The following is an 18777-nucleotide window of genomic DNA, read 5'->3' as shown; positions in this document are numbered from 1 at the left end:
CGTTATTTTAGTTGTATTAAATAAGCTTTTCCATTCGAACACTGGAACTTACTTTTTTCCATAGCGATCCCGCTTCCGGTTCCGAATCTGGACTAATGATAAAAAGAGAGCGATTTTGATCTAATCTTGAAAGAATATTAAAATAATTCAGGTTCTGCTCATTTGCCGTGACGCGAAAATAGTTTTCTTTTAAGCGATTTACGCTGAAGATCCCGTTTTCGGTTCGTATCTGAAACTGGGAAAAGCCAAATTCTTTTTGATTCGCTTCCGCATTCGGGTACCCTTCAACAAGGAACAGTGCCGGATCTTTTTCAGAGCGGTACTGATTTTCACTTGTAAACCAATGAGCATGTGCAACCTGATGAAATCCTGCTTTCAAGTATTTGTCCATCGCCCGCTCGTTCCATAGAAAGCAATCGAGACTAACGGCTTTTTTATTCATACTCCGGGCAAGCAGTTCCGTCTGCTGCAAAAGCATTTCGCCAACCCGCCGTCCGCGCGCTTCCTTTTGAACGCAAAAATTATTAATAAACAAGCGATCCGACATGATACGGATCTCGATAAACCCAAGCAGCGCGTCCTCATCGTAAGCCCCAAGCAGCCTTGTCGGATTGTATGGCCATGGAATGGATTGCTGATATGTTAAAAAGTTTGTATAGCCCGGGCTTGAAAAAATCGTTAATGAATAAGCGGAAGAGTTTCCGGCTACGATCCATTCCTCTGTCCATTTTGATACCAGCTCCACATCAGACGGCCGCACTGGAATGATTGAAATTACACCGTTTTCAACCAAAAAACTCAACTCCTTTTAAGAAAAATCATACATGCCTGATGCGCTTTGAAACAGGCTTTATTTTATTATGGAAGGAATTTTGCAGTTTCTTTAATACAGTTGATGATCGAACGGATGCCCTTCTCCCGTAACAAGCCGTTCATCTTTATTGACTTGCATGCGGTCAACATGCTGTCTTGAGTGTCCCGTTCTATGATCAAAAAGGAACTTTCCCCCTTATTTAAGGCAAATCAATACAATTAAGCTTTTTTGTCCAGCTGCTTCATGTTGCTATCTGCTGATTCCGGGTGGTGTATATGTTCCTTTTGGACGATTTTATATATCGTTAAAATAAAAATCTTTAGATCCAGTACTAAACTATAATTTTCAACATAATCAATGTCGTAATTAATCTTTTCTTCCCAGTTTAACGAATTTCTTCCCATAATCTGAGCATAGCCGGTTATTCCAGGAAGAACATTGAAACGGTCTTTCTGCTCGTCGGAATAAGAATCAAATGAATATGGATAGTACGTTAGTGGAGGTCTTGGCCCAATAAAACTCATGTCACCTTTCAAAATATTAAACAGCTGTGGCAGCTCATCAAGGCTTGTTTCTCTTAAAAATTTTCCTACTTTGGTAATTCGTTCATCATTAGTATCCTGAAAGATTCCTTTTCCTTTCTGCTCTGCCCCTTCCACCATTGTTCGAAATTTATAAATTTCGAATGTTTTCCCATTCTTACCAAGCCGTTTCTGTTTAAACAAGACGGGTCCTTTAGAATCGCTTTTAATCGCAATGCTGATGATCATAAGTACACCCAATAGGACAATAATGGCAAACAAAGCAAACAGTATATCCAAGCCTCTTTTAATTGTTAATTGATTCATCCGATCTCCTCCCGTGGGGAAAAATGAGATGCAACGTGTGTTGCTTTTTTGTAAATTTTCTCCATATGTTTGGCGATACGCACAGTATCATATTCTTCGGAAAGTTCCCTGCTCTTTTTGCCCATCTTGTTTAATTGATCCCGGCTGTTCATTAACGATTCAAACGCGCGTACGGTTGCATCGATATTCCCCAGTTCAACTGCGTATCCATTTTCACCATGGATCACCAGATCACTATTTCCTCTCACATCGGTCACAACAACTGGTTTTGCCGCTGCCAGTGCTTCCATAATCGCCCGCGGCAGCCCTTCCTGCTTTGATAAGAGCGTTACAGTATCCGCGATTTCTATTAGGTCAGGCACATCCCTTCTAAATCCAAGAAATTGAACCGTCTTCTTGAGATTCAGCTGGTCTACCATTGCTTTTAATTTTTCTTCCGATTCCCCGTTTCCGACTAATAAACATTTAACCGGGCCGTCTTTCCTCATTTTTCCCAACGCTTCAATCAGCTGCATTTGATTTTTTCGTTCACTTAATTCTGCCACACAGATGATGACAAATTCATCGGCTCCAATCCCCAGCTCTTGTCGTTTTTCAAGTTTTAATTGACCGCTTAAACGCCCGCTTTCATATACCTGCCGGTCAACACCAACTCCTTTTACAAACAAGACCTCTTTTTTCACCGGAAAACGTTTCGCCCTGCGAAAATCTTCTTCATTAATAGTTACAAGATAGTCGGTGTATTTCGCCATCAATCGTTCAACCGGATAAAATGTGAGCCAATTTTTCAGCGGGGCTCCTTTGAAAAAATGAAATCCATGCGCTGTATAAAAAACCGTTGGCACATTACTTTTCTTTGCTGCAATTCTTCCGAGTACGCTTGCGACCGGCGTATGAACGTGAACCACTTGAAACAATTCTTCTTGAAAGCTTTTGGTCAGCTCTTTCAATGCTCGAACATTGTCTAACTGAAATGGAGAGCGCTGGAACGGTATATCATGACAAATAACACCAGTATTTTGGACTTCTTCTTTTCCAATATCTTGCTGTCCATATGCGTGTACCTCAAAACCCTGATGCTGAAACCACTCCATATAAGGTTTATGGAAAGCAGCTAAATGCCTGTAGACAGAAGCGACGAATGCAACTTTGGGTTTGGCAGCTGTTTGTTGAATCATTTGCCTGTCCTCCTTATCCTGCCTGTGAGCTTTTGCTTAACACTTGCTTGTATAGCGCATTCCATCGATCCGCTACACTGTCAAGCTCATAAACGGCCTGCATGTATTCTTTTCCCGCCTGGCCCATCTGCTTTCTTTCTTCATCATCGAGCTGAAGCAGCTGGAGCATTCTTTCGGCTAAGGCGGAATGGCTTTTCGGCCGAACAATGAATCCTGTTTTTTCAGAGATAACCACTTCTTTATTTCCTCCGACATCTGTACAAACAATCGGCAGACCAACAGAGGAGGCTTCTTGCAGCACAAGCGGCATTCCCTCCCAGTCAGAAGACATCACATACGCATCGGAAGCGCTCATCACATCCGGTATATCCGCACGATACCCGAGAAAGTGTACATATTCCAAGATTCCTAATTTATTTGCCAGTTGTTTCATTTCATCCAGCTGCGGACCAATACCGACTAGTAATAGTTTAGTATTCTTTTCTTCTTTTAGAACAAGCTGAAATGACTTCAGAAGATTATGGTAATTCTTTTGTTCATCAAATCGTCCAATGGCCAGCCATGTAAAGGCATTACCAATATTTAAACTGGATCGAATAATATCTCTTGCTGCCGCTTTTCCTTGATAAAGGTTCGTATTGACGCCGTTCGGTAAAAACAATAACTTTTCTGGCCGTACAGCGCCCACTTTGACAAAATGCTCTCGTGCAGTCTGGCTAATAATTGTAATAGAATCGGCCATTCGATTTGTCAGTTGCAGAATTCGTTCCCGATGACGACCGCCAATGTTAATATTATGAATCGTGTTAACAAGCTTTACACCAGGGTGAAATAGCTTCATAAGCCGGCCTAGCAGATTGGCATGATACATATGCGAATGAATGATTTGAATACTTTCCTTTTTCATAATTCGATTTAACCGGGAAACCGCCGCGATGCTTGGCTTCCCCCGATCCATGTCCAATGAATAAACAGTGAATTCTTCTTCTTGCAGCTTTTGTCCAACTGGCCCAAGAGGAAGAAGCGAAACAATGACAGGATGAAAGCCGGCTTTCTTTGCCTGAAGTGCTTTCACAACTTGGTATACCTGCATCTCCGCGCCCCCTGTATTGAGCCCAGTGATGAGAAACAAAATGTTGACCATTTCTTCTCACTCCTTACTTATTTGAACCCTATTCCTTTGGTAAAATAGCGTTGGTTGATACAATTTCGTGTATTCAAGTGCAATCAGAGCGAATAACAGCCATGTTGGCTTTCTCATTTCCCATGTTAAAAACATCGTTGATAACACCCAGACGGCAAGCAATGTGAGAAAAAGCATACTCTCTACATAATTCGTTTTGCTGGCTGTATAGAAAAAAAGAAATAAGACAAATAAAAACAGGAGCAGTCCAATGAGGCCCGTTTCAGCCAGAACGGCCAACAGTGTGTTATGGCTTAAATTCCGAGCGTTAATCAACAATTCCATTTCCGCAGGATAAGCACCGGCCCCTATCCCGATTATGGGCTGATCATTAACTACCTCAAGTCCCGCATTCCACATTACCCCCCGCCCATTCAAGCTGCCATCATTCATATCTTGTTGAATAGTGGCGATGCGTTTAAACGAGTCAGCCGGCGTGGAAGAAATACCATAGAAAGTAGCTATTGCCAAAAAGAGTGACATCGTCACTTTCATTTTGCCCGACAGCTGCCGGTATGTGAGAACTATGTAGAAAAGGGCCATAACGCCGACCACAAATCCTGTGCGTGATGCGGTCAAGCTGATCGTCCACATCGCCAGCATAATATAAGCAGCATTGGTCCATTTTAAAAGGAAGTTTTTTTGCTTTAGGAACAAATACCAGGCCAGTGGAATGCCAAGCGCAAGCATAACGCTGAGGTCATTTGGATCAAATCCTTCCGCCGAATAGCGCCCATATGCTGCCTGCTCGTGTGCCATGTAATTCGTTATTGTACTGTAAATTGATACCCATGCACCCCATATATATACCTGTATGAGGATCCTCATTTGGTTCTCTGTCCGTACTAACTCCCAAATGAGCCATACCATAATAAACAGCTGTGCATATGTTTTAATGCGGATCAGTGTCAAATCCGGATCAACGGTCCAGAGAATGCTCATACCGCTCCAAACGACAAAAGCCAATAGTGCATAATGAATCATGTTGAATGGCCGATACTCGCCTGTCTTCAGCACGTAAAAAACAGTCATCACAAAGGCAAGCATTCCAAGTGGACGAACGATTGTTCCGAACGCTCCCAAAACAACCGCATTCTCCCACGGAATTGCAAATATCATAATCAGTAATAAAAGAAAAGATACATTTTTCATTCTCGCCACCGCCGTCTATAAAATATCAAGGTATTGACGTGACACATTAGTTTTCCAAAATGGACTATAGGCTTCTGCATTGGTTTGTTCCGGGACAGTTTCAAGAATTATTTTCATTGCCTCATATAGGGCGTGATCATGGCCGACTGGGACAAGCGTCCCGTACTTCCCATTTTTCAGGATTTCTTTCGGACCGCTCGGACAATCGGTGGAGATCACTTCCGTTCCGCATGCTAAAGCTTCAATTAACACCGTTGGGAGTCCTTCACTAATTGAGGAAAGAACAAAAAGTCTGGCCCTTTTCATATATGCATATGGGTTTTCAGCGAAACCCGGCATATCAACATCTTCTTCCAAGTGAAGATCGTGAATGAGTGATTCTAATTCGCTTCTTTTCTCCCCTTCACCAAGAATAATTAATTTGACCGGGCAGGTTTTTCGAAGTTTTGCAAAAGCCCGGATTAGTGTCGGAAAATCTTTTACTTCTGTTAAACGTCCCACAGCCAGCAGGACAGGCGGCATCCCTTCCGCAAACCAGGGATGTTCGACTTGCTCATTTGCTTTTCGGATCAACTCTTCATCAACGACCGGGTTGTAAATCACCTGAACTTTTTCTTTTGGCAGATGAAGCGTCTGGACGGCGTCTTCCGCCACACCCTGGGACACCGCGATCACTTTATTCGCCTTTTGAAAACTCCATTTTATGAGCGGTGAAATCCATTTTGACACAAAGGGCCTCGTTGTCATCGGGGAGATATGCGTCATATTACTATGAATGCTCACTACCGTTTTCGTATTGATCCTGGCAATTAAAGAAGCAAAAACAGCGATTATATTCGCATGGCTGAGAGCGGAAAGAATAGATTCCGGCTGATATTTCTTTAAATAACGGACAAGCGGAACTAAACTATATAATACTCTCGACGCATTTAAATCTATAATGCGGACAGCCGGTGGTACTTGATCTAAATAAGGCCCCTCTGCTTTCGCCAGTACAAGATCAACGTCGTGACCTGACCTGGAAAATTCCTCCGCAAGGCTGACCATAACCCGCTCAGCCCCGCCTCCTGCTAATGATGGAAGAAAGAGCGCCACCTTTTTCTTTTCCACTGCCATCACTCCTTTACGACCATTTCATTATGCGAACTTTTCTTCATATTGTTCTTTTTTATTTTCAGCTGCCACGATTTCTTGTAAATACGTTAAAAGCGATTGCTTCAATTCCGGCTTTTGAAGAGCAAATTCAATGGTTGTTTGCACAAAGCCGATTTTCTCCCCGACGTCGTACCGCTTTCCATCAAACTCATACGCAAAAACTCGTTCAGTTTGCTGTAGGCGGGCGATCGCATCAGTCAGCTGAATTTCGCCCCCTACGCCTTGCTCCTGTTGAGCGAGAATGCTAAAAATGTTTGGTGTTAAAATGTAACGGCCCATAATCGCCAATTCAGATGGCGCCTTTTCAACCAGCGGCTTTTCAATAAGTTCTGTCACGGTATGAAGGAGTGGACTGTGTGCTTTTACAGCAGCAATCCCGTATCGGTTCACTTCCTGGCGCGGCACTTTTTTAACGCCGAGGATCGAGGAATTCGTTTTTTCATACATATCCATCATCTGTTTCGTACATGGCACATCTGCTTGAACAATATCATCGCCGAGTAGCACGGCAAAAGGTTCATTGCCGATAAAGTTTCGCGCGCACCAGACGGCGTGCCCCAGCCCTTTTGGCTCCTTTTGGCGAATATAATGAATATCAACCATTGTTGAAATATTGCGGATTTCCTGCAGCAGTTCCATTTTTTCTTTTTCAAACAAATGGTTTTCTAATTCAATGTGACGATCGAAATGATCTTCAATGGCGCGCTTTCCTTTGCCTGTTACAATTAAAATGTCACGAATGCCTGATTCGATTGCTTCTTCTACAATGTATTGAATAGTTGGTTTATCTACGATCGGAAGCATCTCTTTTGGCATCGCTTTGGTGGCAGGTAAAAACCGGGTGCCCAGGCCTGCCGCGGGAATAATCGCTTTTCTGATTTGGTTCATCTAGATCACTCTTTCTTTATAGTTTGTCCACTTTTGTCAGCATTCTGCTATTTAAGACGGCGGTGTCCTCTGTTTTCGGCAAGGTCCGCTCTATTGGTCTTTTTATCAACTCCAAAACGAACGCAGCTGCCATGGATAGGACCAGCCCCACTAGAAATGCGACTACCATATTCAAAAACGGCTTCGGCATTACTTGACTGACAACTTCTGTATTATTTCCCTGATCCAGCACAGAAAGTTGATTTTCCCCGTATAATTTGCTGATTTCGTTATTTAATACGGCCGCTGTTTCATTCACAATTTGAACGGCCTGACGTGAGCTTTCATCCCTTACTTTAATTTCAATCGCCAGTGATTCCCGCACTTGATTGATCGTTACTCTCTCACTCAACTGGCCGTAAGAATCTCTCAATGATAAATTATCAATAACCTTCTCGAGCACTTGCGGACTTTCCGCGACGACGATAAATGTGTCAAACAACTTAAAAGATTTTTCCATTTGATAAAAAGAAGTAGCCGGGTCGCTATTGGCTGCTTGAGTATTTCCTTCACTTACTAATACTTTTGATGTAGCTTCATATACAGGTGATAAGACGAAAAAGCTGATCAGTCCTGCTCCTATTGTAAAAAGAAGTGTGATCGAAACAATCAACTGCCATCGATTTAAAAGAACCTTTATAAAGCTGCTGACATTTTGCTGCTGAACATTCATCATAATATTCCTACCTTTCTTTCTATTAATAAATTATTAATAACTTTTTAGCCTTTATCCGATACGAACGTATGTGTTTTTTCATACCCGTTCGGATTCCTCATTTGCCACAGCCAGGAATCTCTGCACATTTCATCAAGTCCAAACTTCGCTTCCCAGTAAAGTTCTTTTTTCGCTTTTTCGGGGTTGGCCCAGCAAGCCGGTACGTCGCCCTGTCTTCGATTAAGGATCCGATATGGAATTTTTTGACCACACACTTTTTCAAATGCTTCAATGACGTCAAAAACGCTGTATCCTTTTCCAGTACCGAGATTATAAGTGAAAAAACCGGTTTCTTTTGCTTTTTCCAACGCTTGAAGATGACCTTTTGCTAAATCGACAACATGAATATAATCCCGCACCCCCGTTCCATCCGGGGTTGGATAATCATTTCCGAATATATTCAACTCCGGCAGCTTGCCAATTGCGACCTGTGTAATATATGGCATTAAATTATTCGGTCGCCCCCTTGGGTCTTCACCCATTTCACCGCTCAGATGAGCGCCAATCGGATTAAAATAACGCAGAATAACAAAACTCCAGGCCGGGTTCGCCTGATAATGATCTTTCAGCATTTGCTCGATGATTAATTTTGTCCGCCCATACGGATTGATCGCCTGAAGTGAGGCACTTTCTGATAATGGCATCGGGTTATCCTCTGAGTAAACGGTAGCTGAAGAACTAAAGATCATTTTTCGCACATGGAATTGATCCATCACTTGTAACAAGTTCAGTGTGCTGTTCAAATTGATAGAATAATAACGGTTTGGATCCTGTACTGATTCACCAACCGATTTTAAACCAGCAAAATGAATGACCGCGTCAATCTGATGAGCATTAAAAATCGCTTCAAGCTGATCACGATCCAGCAGATCACCTTCGTAAAACGTTATATCCTTGTTGGTTAATGAGCGAATTCGATTCAGCACATCTAAACTGCTGTTCGAAAGGTTATCCAATACAACCACATCATGGCCATTCTCCAAAAGCTCTACACATGTGTGGCTGCCTATGTACCCTGTTCCTCCTGTTACCAAGATCGGCATATGCGTCCCCCTTGTCTTTTTCTACTTTTGGCATAATATTGTTCGATAACAGCAATCACCCGATCCTGTTCGTCCACAGCCATGCCTGTTCCGGATGGAAGACAAAGCCCTCTCTCAAAAAGGCGTTCTGATACACTATCGCCTTCGCAATGCGCAACGTATTGGCATCCTTTGAACAGCGGCTGCGCATGAAGCGGCTTCCAAACATGTCTCGCTTCAATGTTTTCTTTTTCCAGCGCAATAATCAGCTCGCTAATATTAATTCCTGTAACGGCCTCATCAATTGTTAATGTCGTCAGCCAGCGATTCGATTTCCCCCCCTCCACTTCAGGCATAAAATTAATTCCATCTAAACACTCCAACGATTCTTTATAACGAACAAAAAGGGCGCGTTTTGCCTCCACCCGCTCATCCAGCACCGCTAGCTGCGCAAGGCCAATACCTGCAAGAACATTGCTCATCCTGTAATTGTAGCCGGTCGTTTCATGCTGATAGTAGGGAACAGGTTCCCTGGCTTGAGAAGCGATATTACGTGCTTTATCAAGCTTTTCTATCTCATTGGAGATAAGCATCCCGCCCCCCGATGTTGTAATAATTTTATTTCCATTAAATGAGTAAATACCGAATTCTCCAAAGCTGCCGCTCTTTTTCCCTTTATATTCAGTGCCAAGTGATTCAGCTGCATCTTCTATAATTGGTACACCATAATGGCTGCAAAGCGCCGAAAGCTCATCCATTTTTGCATTTTGCCCATATAAATGAACAATAAGAACTGCTTTTGGCAGCCTGTTTTCTTTCTTCGCTTCAATAAAAGCCCGCTCCAGTGCCTGCGGAGACATATTCCATGAGTCTTCATCCGAATCAATAAACACCGGCTCCGCTTCTTGATAAACAATCGGATTTGCGCTGGCGACAAACGTAAGCGTTGAGCAAAAGACGATATCCCCCCTTCCGACCCCGAGCTGCATAAGCGCCAGATGAATAGCCGCCGTGCCAGAATTAGTAGCCAGCGCCCCTTTTGTTCCGGAATATTTCGCCATCTCTTGTTCAAACTGATCCACATTCGGGCCCAGCGGGGCAACCCAATTCGTTCGGAATGCCTCATTCACATACCATTGCTCTTTTCCGCTCATATGAGGCGGTGACAAAAAAATTCGTTTTTTATTTGTTGAAACAAGAGCCATTTCCATCCTCTCCTTCATTAGTTCTTTATTGATTCACAGCGATAGGATTAGCCTCTTGGCCTACCACGCGGTGGTGAGCAATATCCAGCAGCAGCCCGGAAAGAAGGGACGGATCCATTGACGCGTATTCACGCAAGACGTAATATACCTCTTGAACATTATGTGCAGATGCCTTGCCGATGTAAATTTTCGGATGAATTTGTTCTTCATGAATCTCATCAGCATCAAGCAATTCTTCATAAAGCTTTTCACCTGGCCGCATCCCCGTATACGAAATCCCAATATCCTGAAGGCTGTATCCGGAAAGCTGAATTAAGTTTTTAGCCAAATCCACAATTTTGACCGGCCTGCCCATATCCAATACGAATACTTCTCCACCTTTCGCAAGCGCACCTGCCTGCATGACGAGGCGGGAGGCTTCAGGTATAGTCATGAAATAGCGCACCATATCCGGATGAGTCACCGTTACCGGACCGCCGCGTTCAATTTGCTTTTTAAAAAGCGGGATTACACTGCCCCGGCTTCCAAGCACATTTCCGAATCGGACAGCGACGAAATTTGTTGTACTGACTGTGTCCATATGCTGCACAATCATTTCAGCGAGCCGTTTTGTCGCTCCCATTACACTTGTAGGCTTCACCGCTTTATCGGAAGAAATCATGACAAATCGTTCTACACCGACCGCTGTTGCCGCTTCAGCTGTATTTTTTGTCCCTATTATGTTGTTTTTCACCGCTTCATGCGGATTTAGTTCCATAAGGGGCACATGTTTATGAGCCGCGGCATGATAGACAACAGAGGGCTTGTACATTTCCATCACTTGAAACATCCGTTCACGGTCTTGAATATCCGCAATAACTGGAATAAAGTCAATTTCAGCTCCGTATTGCTCTCTTAGCTCCATCTCAATCGTATAAATACTGTTCTCCCCGTGTCCGAGCAGCAAAAGCTTTTCCGGTTGGAACTGGCAGACCTGACGGCATATTTCTGAACCGATCGATCCCCCCGCTCCTGTCACAAGAACCGTTTTTCCCGTTAGCGTGTCAGTAATTTCATCCGTATTTAAAAGAATCGGCTCCCTCGCCAGCAAGTCTTCCGGCTGAATATCTTCCAATTTCGGCATCCGCCCTTTCTCCAGCATTAGCTGCTCGATTCGTGGCAGAATCTGCGTGTGAACGCCTGTTTCTAAACAAATCTGATAGATTCGGTCAAGCTGATAGCGGGAAAGCGACGGAATGGCAATGACAATATGATCAATATGATACTGCTCAACAATTTCTACTAACTGGTCTGTACTGCCTGCAATCGGAATCCCCAGCATCTGGAGCTGATGCTTTCTCGGATCATCATCAACAAAAACAGCTGGTGTTAAATCCGTCTGCCGGTCTTTTAACAATTGCCTTGCTGTTATAATACCGGCTGAACCTGCTCCAACAATGAGCGTTTTCTTCTTGCGGCTGCTTTTAATCAACTCCATGTCTCCAATCACCCGGTTAGAAAAGCGAATACCGGTCATTGTCACCATAAGCAGCAGCCAAGTGACAATTGCAGGCTCGCCTATAACCGATCCAGTGAACAAAAACTCACTGAGTGTCATGACCATAACCGAAAATAAAATAGTTTTAAATAGAGCGGTCATTTCTCCGGTGCTGGCATACGACCATGCCCGTTTATATAATTGGTGTTTGAAAGCAAAAAAATGATAGCTGCCAGCCAATGCAAGGAACACAGCTGCCTGATAAGAAACCGGTATATTCGTCTCTCCCTCAGCGATGCGCCACCCTACGTGAACAGCGGTCCACATAAGTAAAGTATCTACCAGTAATGACATAGCAAGAATTCTTTTACGGTAATTCATGGCTGTCCTCCTCCACCTTCATTTTCACGCATCCAATTCGTTCTCTATAAAAAACCTGTCGTTCTTTATAAAGAATATTATAGACCTTGAATTCCCATTTGTAAATAAAAATCATGTCCTTTGTTCAATCTGCAACGAATAATGTTCTTTATAAAGAACATTATTTTCGTAAACAGAGTATATCATATCCTTCCATAACAGATAATAGGTATTAAGACTCTTTTGTTCTTTTTAAAGAACAAAATGACTATTTTTGCATTTATTTAATGTTTTATTTTTAATTTGTGCGTTATAATGAATATTATCCAAAGCAAAGGAGGGTAAAAATGATCGGGATTAAAATAAAATATATGCGGCTTCAACAAGGCCTTTCTATTACACAGCTGGCTAAGAAAGCGAATATTTCCAAATCTTATTTATCTTATTTAGAAAAGAATCCAGCCACTAACCCTTCTCTTCAAATCGTATCTAAAATAGCTGCGGCACTTGATACTTCTCCTAACTATTTTATTGATGAAACTAAAGAAGAGGTCAAAGAGGAAAACAACCAGGAGTGGATTAATGTCTTAATTGATGGGCTTGAAGACGGAATGACAAAAGAGGATTTTAAAGAATTTCAGAAATACATTGAATTTTTGAAATACCGGAAAACCCATTAAAAATGCCTGGCACGGGGAGCGCCAGGCATTTTTTTTAAACCGGCCTTATTCGATTGCGCAGCTTGTACAATCCCCTGCCAGCATGAAGAAATTGATAAAAAAAGATAAAATGAAACAGGCGGACTTTCGTCATTTTCTCTGAATTCGGGCGAATAATGGTTTTATAACCATTTTGATAAATCGTTTTTCGAATTTGCTTTACACTGACATTTTGAGCGAGGAGCGCTCTCACTGTCGTAAAATAAGCTTCTTCAATTTTTTTTCTGGAGCATTTCAGTAAATCCTCATCCGCTCCAATATGCTGCCGGCAAAAATCAGCCGTTCGGATCATTGCATCTACGTAATGAAACCATGATACATTGAACTTTTTCATCACAGAACCACTGTGCTTCCTGTAACGATAACAAGCCGCCGGTACAAAAGTAATTACCGGCGATACCGCCATACACTTTAACGTAAACTCCTGATCTTCTCCATATTTACACCCTTCTTCAAATAAAATGTTGTTTTCTTCCATCAATTTCTTTTTCATAATAAACGCGCCAAGCCTCACCCACGTTCTTGACAGCAAATACGCTTTCATTACCTCAGCACCTGTTCCGTCTACGTATTCATATGTATAAGGAAGGACTGTCTTATCCATTTTTTCATCGACGTGTTCAAATCCACCATAACAAAATGGCGCATTTATGCGTTCCGCTTGTTCGAGCAGCCGACTAAGCGCCTTGGATGTAAACGTATCATCCGCATCCAAAAACGTGACATACCGGCCGGATGAGTGCTGCAATCCATGATTACGCGCACGGCTGACACCGCTGTTTTTCTGATACAGTACTTTCCCATTCAGACCCAATTGGCGCAAAATCTCTGCTGCCGTATCACCGCTGTCATCTGTAGATCCGTCATCTACCATCACCACTTCTATCTGCCTGCCCATGTTCTGATCCGCTACAGACTGCAGGCATTCCCTTAAATAAGCCGTGCAATTATACATAGGTATGATCACAGAAATATCCACACTCACCTTAATCCCTCCATTTTTCTCATGCCATTTTCTTTCTTAACAACGTGCGCCCGGCATCTTGTATATACCTAAACTCCGCTTGGTTTAGACATAACGCAAAGGAGAACATATTTGGTAAAACAAGACAAACGGCATCTTTAGCTAAAAAAATCCCGTATATCCTCCCATTCAGTGCAACATCATCGTAAATATATTTTTTTCATTTCAGTGTTACTATAATGGGCCGATTTTGCGCTTTTTCTTTTCTCAAATATCGATAACGCCGATCAAATAAATGTGTAATAATCATATTATTTATTATATTCAGCACAACTTGCGCTCTTAAAAACAGCGGTTAGCCTGCTGTGAAGGAGCTTGCAATATTAAAACCTGAATTTTTAGTCCTCACCAGTATTGTTCCAGTCCATATGATTTCCCTCCCGTTTCTCAATAAATAATTCTTCAAAAAGAACAAATAAAACATTTTTGTTCGTTATATATATTCATTATATAGTCTGTTAACTGAATCAACAGTGAAATTAGACCTAATAATTAACTAACTACCATGCTTAAATAACAATAATAATTTCCTTTGCAGGTGGACAGAATAATAATCAGCGAAGTATTTTCTCTATAAATTGACCTTATCATTTTGCCTTCTGCCATCCGGGTGACTGATCCACGCTTTTAAAAAGTGGCCTGTTTAACAAAAATCAGCTTCATACCCATTGTGGCGGTCTCTTTTGTGTAAGGATCATTTTGGCTTGCTTCTTTTAACGAGAGGCGAAATGGCGGAGGGCTGGCGGCGGAGACTCCTGCAGGACGAGCGGACAGGCTGAAGCGGGCAGCGCGAAGCGATGACTGGTTCAGCCTTCGCCCCCGTTGTTAGCACAGCCGCCAGCCTGCAGCTCATTACCCTTACCCCGCTTTTTAAAAAGGGATCCTTTCATGATAGGAAGCGGTGAAAGCAGGAAGTTTAATTCAACTTATATAGTTAAAAAAATCAAAAAATGCCCAGAAGAAAAATTTTTTCTGGGCACTTTCTTTAAATATAATCGTTTTGCAGGCCAATACCTTGAGTTTCTGAAATACCGAAATTTTTATTAATAAGAACAACCCGGCACAAAAAAGTTCGGGTCGCGTGCTCTCCTATTCTTTTAATAGAAGAAACATGTCCTGGATCTTGCTTATTTTTTACTTTCTATTAAAATATTCACTGATTTCCCCATAAAAGAAAGTGTGGCGTACGTTTTTCCATACTGCTTAATCGTAATAACACCGTCTTTTACAGCCGCTACGTTTGGATTGAGCACTTTCCACGTAACAAGGTGACTCACATCGGTTTTTTGTCCATTTGATAACAGAGCTGTTACGACTGTTTTTTGACTTGTGCCTGGTTTTCCAGCCACTTTTTTTGTGCCGGCAGTTAAGCTCTTTACACTTGCGTCAACAGCAATTTTGGTTGTTTTTCCGCCAAATGAAGCGACAATCGAGGTTTTCCCATAGTTTTGAATGGTTACAGCACCTTTATTGACCGTTGCAACTTTATCATTTTCCGTTTTCCACTGGACCGCTTCAGTTACATCGACTTTGCTTCTATTCGCAAGCATGGCTGTTAATTGGACTGATTTTGTCTCCTGGGGTTTCCCCATTACACGCGTAGTGCTGGCAGTGATCGCCCTCACGGTTGAATCCACAGCTACCTTCACCGTTTTTCCGCCCTCTGCTGCTCGAATCACAGCCCGTCCAAATTGATGAACGGTGATGATACCACCCTCTACTGTTGCCACATCCGGATTACTGGATGTCCAAACGGCTTCTTTTGTCCTGTCTGCTTTTTGCCCGTTTGCATAAGAAGCAGTAATTGAAACAGCTTTTGTTTCACCCGGCAGCGCATAAACAGACGAAACATTGGCATTCAGCTTTGTGGCAACCGGACTTACAGCCGGAGCAGATTGAACCGCTTGAGCCGGATAAGCCTGCATTAATCCATACCCAAACGACGAATCTCTTCCAGTCGGTCCCAAATCCTTGCTTGCTTCTGCGAGCATTGCCCGCAGACGAATGTGACCGGCCGCCGGGTTCGCCTGCTTCATTAAAGCAAGAATCCCAGATACATACGGGGCAGCCATTGATGTCCCGCTCATTCGTGCATATCCATTATTTAAATAAGGAGCCACAATGCTTTGACCCGGTGCCGCGATTTCCACTGCACTTCCTGTAGATGAAAAAGAAGGACGGTTTAAGGATGCATCCACCGCGCCAACTGCGATCGCCGAATTGTACCGTGCCGGATAATCCACTGTATCATCTATTCCCGAAACGGAACCATCATTTCCGGCTGCAGCGACTACAAGAATCCCATTGGCGTACGCTTTATCCACCATCGATTGAAAAGCGGCGGAATGGGTCTGCGTACCGAGACTTAAGTTAATAATGTTCATTTTATTCGTAATCGCCCAGTCAATCCCCGCTATAATGCTGGATAAATTACCTGAACCGTCTTTATTTAATGATTTCACGGCATATAGGTCCGCATCGGGCGCGACACCTTTTGTACCGAATCCATTATCTTCCGCGCCAATGATACCGGCGACATGGGTTCCGTGCCCGTCATCATCCTCATAAGAAGTCGTGTAGGGAACAAAAGATGTACCTCCTGCAACCGCTAAATCAGAATGAGCTGCAATCCCTGTATCCACAACCGCTATTTTTACGCCTTTGCCGGTCAAGCCGGCATTCCACGAAATAGGCACATTTGTCGCTTGAATTCCCCAGTCCAGCCTTTGAGCAGAAGTATGGACGACAATATCTTTTTCTACACGAACAACATCTTCATCCCGTTTCAGCTGCTGGACTTCATCCGCCGGGAGCGTTACCGAGGCGATCGGCAATTGCTTAAACACCTGGTGAATCTCACCTTCCGCTTGAGCAATCACCTTTTTATCAACTTTTTCATCAAATACCACAATAACTTTTTGTTCCTCTTCCGGTACGGCAAGCACGGCATTCGGACCAAAAGAAGCAATAACTAAACCAGTGATTAACAAACTAGCTACAGCTTTCTTCATGATGTCTATTTCCTCCTGACAGCTGGCTGGCATACCAAACGGCTTAGCCCCTATAGCTTTGCGTCTCTGCGTTTCCACAGATTTGCCTTTTCAAATTAAAGTACGTATCTATGTACCTACTTATATATCGGAGAATTTCGACAAAAATAAAGTGTCCATAAAATATTTTTTTCAAATCAATGACAGTAACTTTCCAATCACACATTACTTGCCTTAATGGAATTTCATACCATTCATTTATCCGATAATAATGACCCGGTTCTTAATAAGCTAGTCCGGATAAATCAGTACGAGTGTCAAATTATATTGAAGAACTCCGCCGGCCCATTCACCTTAATAAAAAGAAAACCTCATCATATGCATAAAGGGCACATGATGAGGTTTCATTTTATATTTGACAATCAGCACAGAAAAATTCTGGCAGCGCCGCGCAACAAACAGAGATTTTTTAATTTTTATAACTCTTTCCAAAAGGATCGCACTTTGCTTTTTAAATCACTTTTTTTGAAACCAGATATTTTCCCCCTGGTTTTTCAAAGAAACAATAATCGCCATTATTAAAAAGAAATAAGTTGTAAATGTTTTATCTTCCCAAATATTGTACAATAACCCGCACACACAAATGCCGAGCAGCATCGACAATACCGGTATGACAATCGGATTATCATGACGCTTTTTCCACAAAATCCCTAGCATACCGAGCAAAAAGGCTGCAAATGCGATAACACCGAGTGCACCTGTCTGCGCAATGACCTGGATATATTGATTATCTGAATACATATTTGGCAAAATCTCATACTTTTCATAAATAGGCGAGTTGTAGCTTTTTGTTGCTGAATCGCCAAACGTCGCAAACCCAGTCCCGATGACAGGATGATCCTTGAAAATTTCGAAGCCTTTATTCACAACAAACAGGCGTCCAGTTTGCTGACTCAGTTCAACCGTGCTTAATTCAAACGTTTCTTTAATACGTTTACTTTCATAAGAAACGTCTTCCGAGGTGTCATTGTCCGAAATTGTTCCTGTACGCGGCACATCGTTTATAATATTGGCTTCAATATACCGCGACGCCGATGTAACCGGCACACTGACAACGACTGCTCCAAGCACAATTGCGGTGAGGGCCAATACTGTCGACCGCCAATTGCGCGAAAGGATAATAAAAACGATAAACCCAATTGCAAAGCCAATCCATGTACCCCGTGAATAAGTTAATGTCCACACGCCCATCATCAGAACAGCACTGATAAAGAGCGCCACCTTCAGCCACTTGGATGTAACCATTGAACGTAAATAAAGGGCGCACATAAAGGCAATTGTCAAATAAACGGAAAGGACATTTGGATTGTTGAGCCATCCATAAACACGTACCCGATTATTTGGCGACAATGCCCGATTTACCCACGCTTCCGGCATCATCCACGTCCGGACGGATAACTTTTCAACTAACCCTTGTACAACAAGCAACATCGCTGTTGCCGTCGTCACCCACAAGAAGCTGATGATGTCTTCTTTTGTCAGATCAAGTCGTTTCGCTGCATAAAAGACCAGATACGTAATGACAAATGCGCGCAGCTGGAAAATAATCGCAGCCGGTTCAACACCGGTCAAAAAAGCTGAAACCGATCCAATCAGCAAAAACACGAAAAATCCGTATTCAAATGCATGAAAGTGAAACCAAGAACGAACATCGCGCCGTGTATCCCAAAGCACGCGCAGTGTAATGGCGATAATAATGAGATCACCTGCCATTTTCAGGCCAGGTGACATTTCCGTCAAAAAGGAACGCATCGGGAAATAAATAAGAATTGATAATAATCCTTCTTTTGGACGCAAAAAAGCAATGGCTGCCACAACAACTGAAATGGCAAACGCTAATATAGTCGAAGGAATAGCAGCCGCAAGGAAGAACAAGGCGGCGGCCGCACCCGCAATGCTGTATGAGATTCGATTATTCATTCTAGTAAGCTATCCTTTCCTTTTCGTC

At 42.7% G+C, this 18777-nt stretch carries 15 protein-coding genes and 1 riboswitch; of the genes, 1 reads left to right on the top strand and 14 read right to left on the bottom strand.

Annotation, left to right across the window (positions count from 1 at the left end; translation table 11 throughout):
• Positions 1–16 precede the first annotated feature (16 nt).
• From BA724_RS10480 to BA724_RS10430, 11 genes are all read right to left on the bottom strand, one after another.
• Positions 17–793, bottom strand: a complete 777-nt coding sequence (locus BA724_RS10480; protein WP_069938606.1) for a GNAT family N-acetyltransferase — start codon at positions 791–793, stop codon at positions 17–19.
• A 239-nt stretch (positions 794–1032) separates the two neighbouring features.
• A complete protein-coding gene (locus BA724_RS10475) occupies positions 1033–1662 on the bottom strand; it encodes a sugar transferase (RefSeq protein WP_069938605.1) in 630 nt (209 codons plus the stop codon).
• Positions 1659–2840 (bottom strand): glycosyltransferase family 4 protein, encoded by a 1182-nt coding sequence (locus BA724_RS10470; protein WP_069938604.1) that lies wholly within the window; start codon positions 2838–2840, stop codon positions 1659–1661. The genes BA724_RS10475 and BA724_RS10470 overlap by 4 nt, the downstream gene beginning before the upstream one ends.
• A 13-nt stretch (positions 2841–2853) precedes the next feature.
• The gene (locus tag BA724_RS10465; RefSeq protein ID WP_169818538.1) at positions 2854–3933 is read right to left on the bottom strand and encodes a glycosyltransferase; all 1080 of its coding nucleotides are present in this window, start codon (positions 3931–3933) and stop codon (positions 2854–2856) included.
• Positions 3934–3990: 57 nt separating this feature from the next.
• Entirely contained in the window at positions 3991–5175 is a 1185-nt protein-coding gene (locus BA724_RS10460; protein WP_069938602.1) for an O-antigen ligase family protein, read from the bottom strand.
• Between the two features lie 15 nt (positions 5176–5190).
• Complete coding sequence (locus BA724_RS10455; RefSeq protein ID WP_069938601.1) at positions 5191–6285, bottom strand: glycosyltransferase; 1095 nt, start codon at positions 6283–6285, stop codon at positions 5191–5193.
• A 27-nt stretch (positions 6286–6312) separates the two neighbouring features.
• Positions 6313–7218, bottom strand: coding sequence for a UTP--glucose-1-phosphate uridylyltransferase GalU (galU, locus tag BA724_RS10450; protein WP_069938600.1), 906 nt, complete (start codon positions 7216–7218; stop codon positions 6313–6315).
• Positions 7219–7234: 16 nt separating this feature from the next.
• Positions 7235–7933, bottom strand: a complete 699-nt coding sequence (locus tag BA724_RS10445) for a YveK family protein (protein WP_069938599.1) — start codon at positions 7931–7933, stop codon at positions 7235–7237.
• Positions 7934–7977: 44 nt separating this feature from the next.
• Positions 7978–9015 carry a UDP-glucose 4-epimerase GalE gene (gene galE, locus BA724_RS10440; protein ID WP_069938598.1) on the bottom strand — a complete coding sequence of 346 codons (1038 nt, stop codon included), beginning with the start codon at positions 9013–9015 and terminating at the stop codon, positions 7978–7980.
• On the bottom strand, positions 9000–10199 hold the full coding sequence (locus tag BA724_RS10435; protein ID WP_069938597.1) for an aminotransferase class I/II-fold pyridoxal phosphate-dependent enzyme: 1200 nt from the start codon (positions 10197–10199) through the stop codon (positions 9000–9002). Before BA724_RS10435 ends, galE begins: the two co-directional genes overlap by 16 nt.
• Positions 10200–10224: 25 nt before the next feature.
• Positions 10225–12057, bottom strand: coding sequence for a polysaccharide biosynthesis protein (locus tag BA724_RS10430; RefSeq protein WP_069938596.1), 1833 nt, complete (start codon positions 12055–12057; stop codon positions 10225–10227).
• Between the two features lie 326 nt (positions 12058–12383).
• Between BA724_RS10430 and BA724_RS10425 the strand changes: the two genes are divergently transcribed.
• Positions 12384–12716, top strand: coding sequence for a helix-turn-helix domain-containing protein (locus tag BA724_RS10425; RefSeq protein WP_069938595.1), 333 nt, complete (start codon positions 12384–12386; stop codon positions 12714–12716).
• Between the two features lie 34 nt (positions 12717–12750).
• Here BA724_RS10425 and BA724_RS10420 read toward each other — a convergent pair whose 3' ends face one another.
• The 3 genes from BA724_RS10420 to BA724_RS10410 form a co-directional block, all read right to left on the bottom strand.
• Entirely contained in the window at positions 12751–13740 is a 990-nt protein-coding gene (locus BA724_RS10420) for a glycosyltransferase family 2 protein (RefSeq protein ID WP_069938594.1), read from the bottom strand.
• Between the two features lie 1166 nt (positions 13741–14906).
• On the bottom strand, positions 14907–16790 hold the full coding sequence (locus BA724_RS10415; RefSeq protein ID WP_069938593.1) for a S8 family peptidase: 1884 nt from the start codon (positions 16788–16790) through the stop codon (positions 14907–14909).
• Positions 16791–16804: 14 nt separating this feature from the next.
• Positions 16805–16887: riboswitch (cyclic di-GMP riboswitch) on the bottom strand.
• 398 nt (positions 16888–17285) lie between these two features.
• The gene (locus BA724_RS10410) at positions 17286–18749 is read right to left on the bottom strand and encodes an O-antigen ligase family protein (protein WP_069938592.1); all 1464 of its coding nucleotides are present in this window, start codon (positions 18747–18749) and stop codon (positions 17286–17288) included.
• Between the last annotated feature and the right edge of the window lie 28 nt (positions 18750–18777).

The sequence above is a fragment of the Domibacillus iocasae genome, from assembly GCF_001750285.1.
Classification (GTDB): Bacteria; Bacillota; Bacilli; order Bacillales; family Domibacillaceae; genus Domibacillus; species Domibacillus iocasae.
Note: the sequence above shows the minus strand (reverse complement) of the source record. Positions and strands in the feature narration are given on the sequence as shown.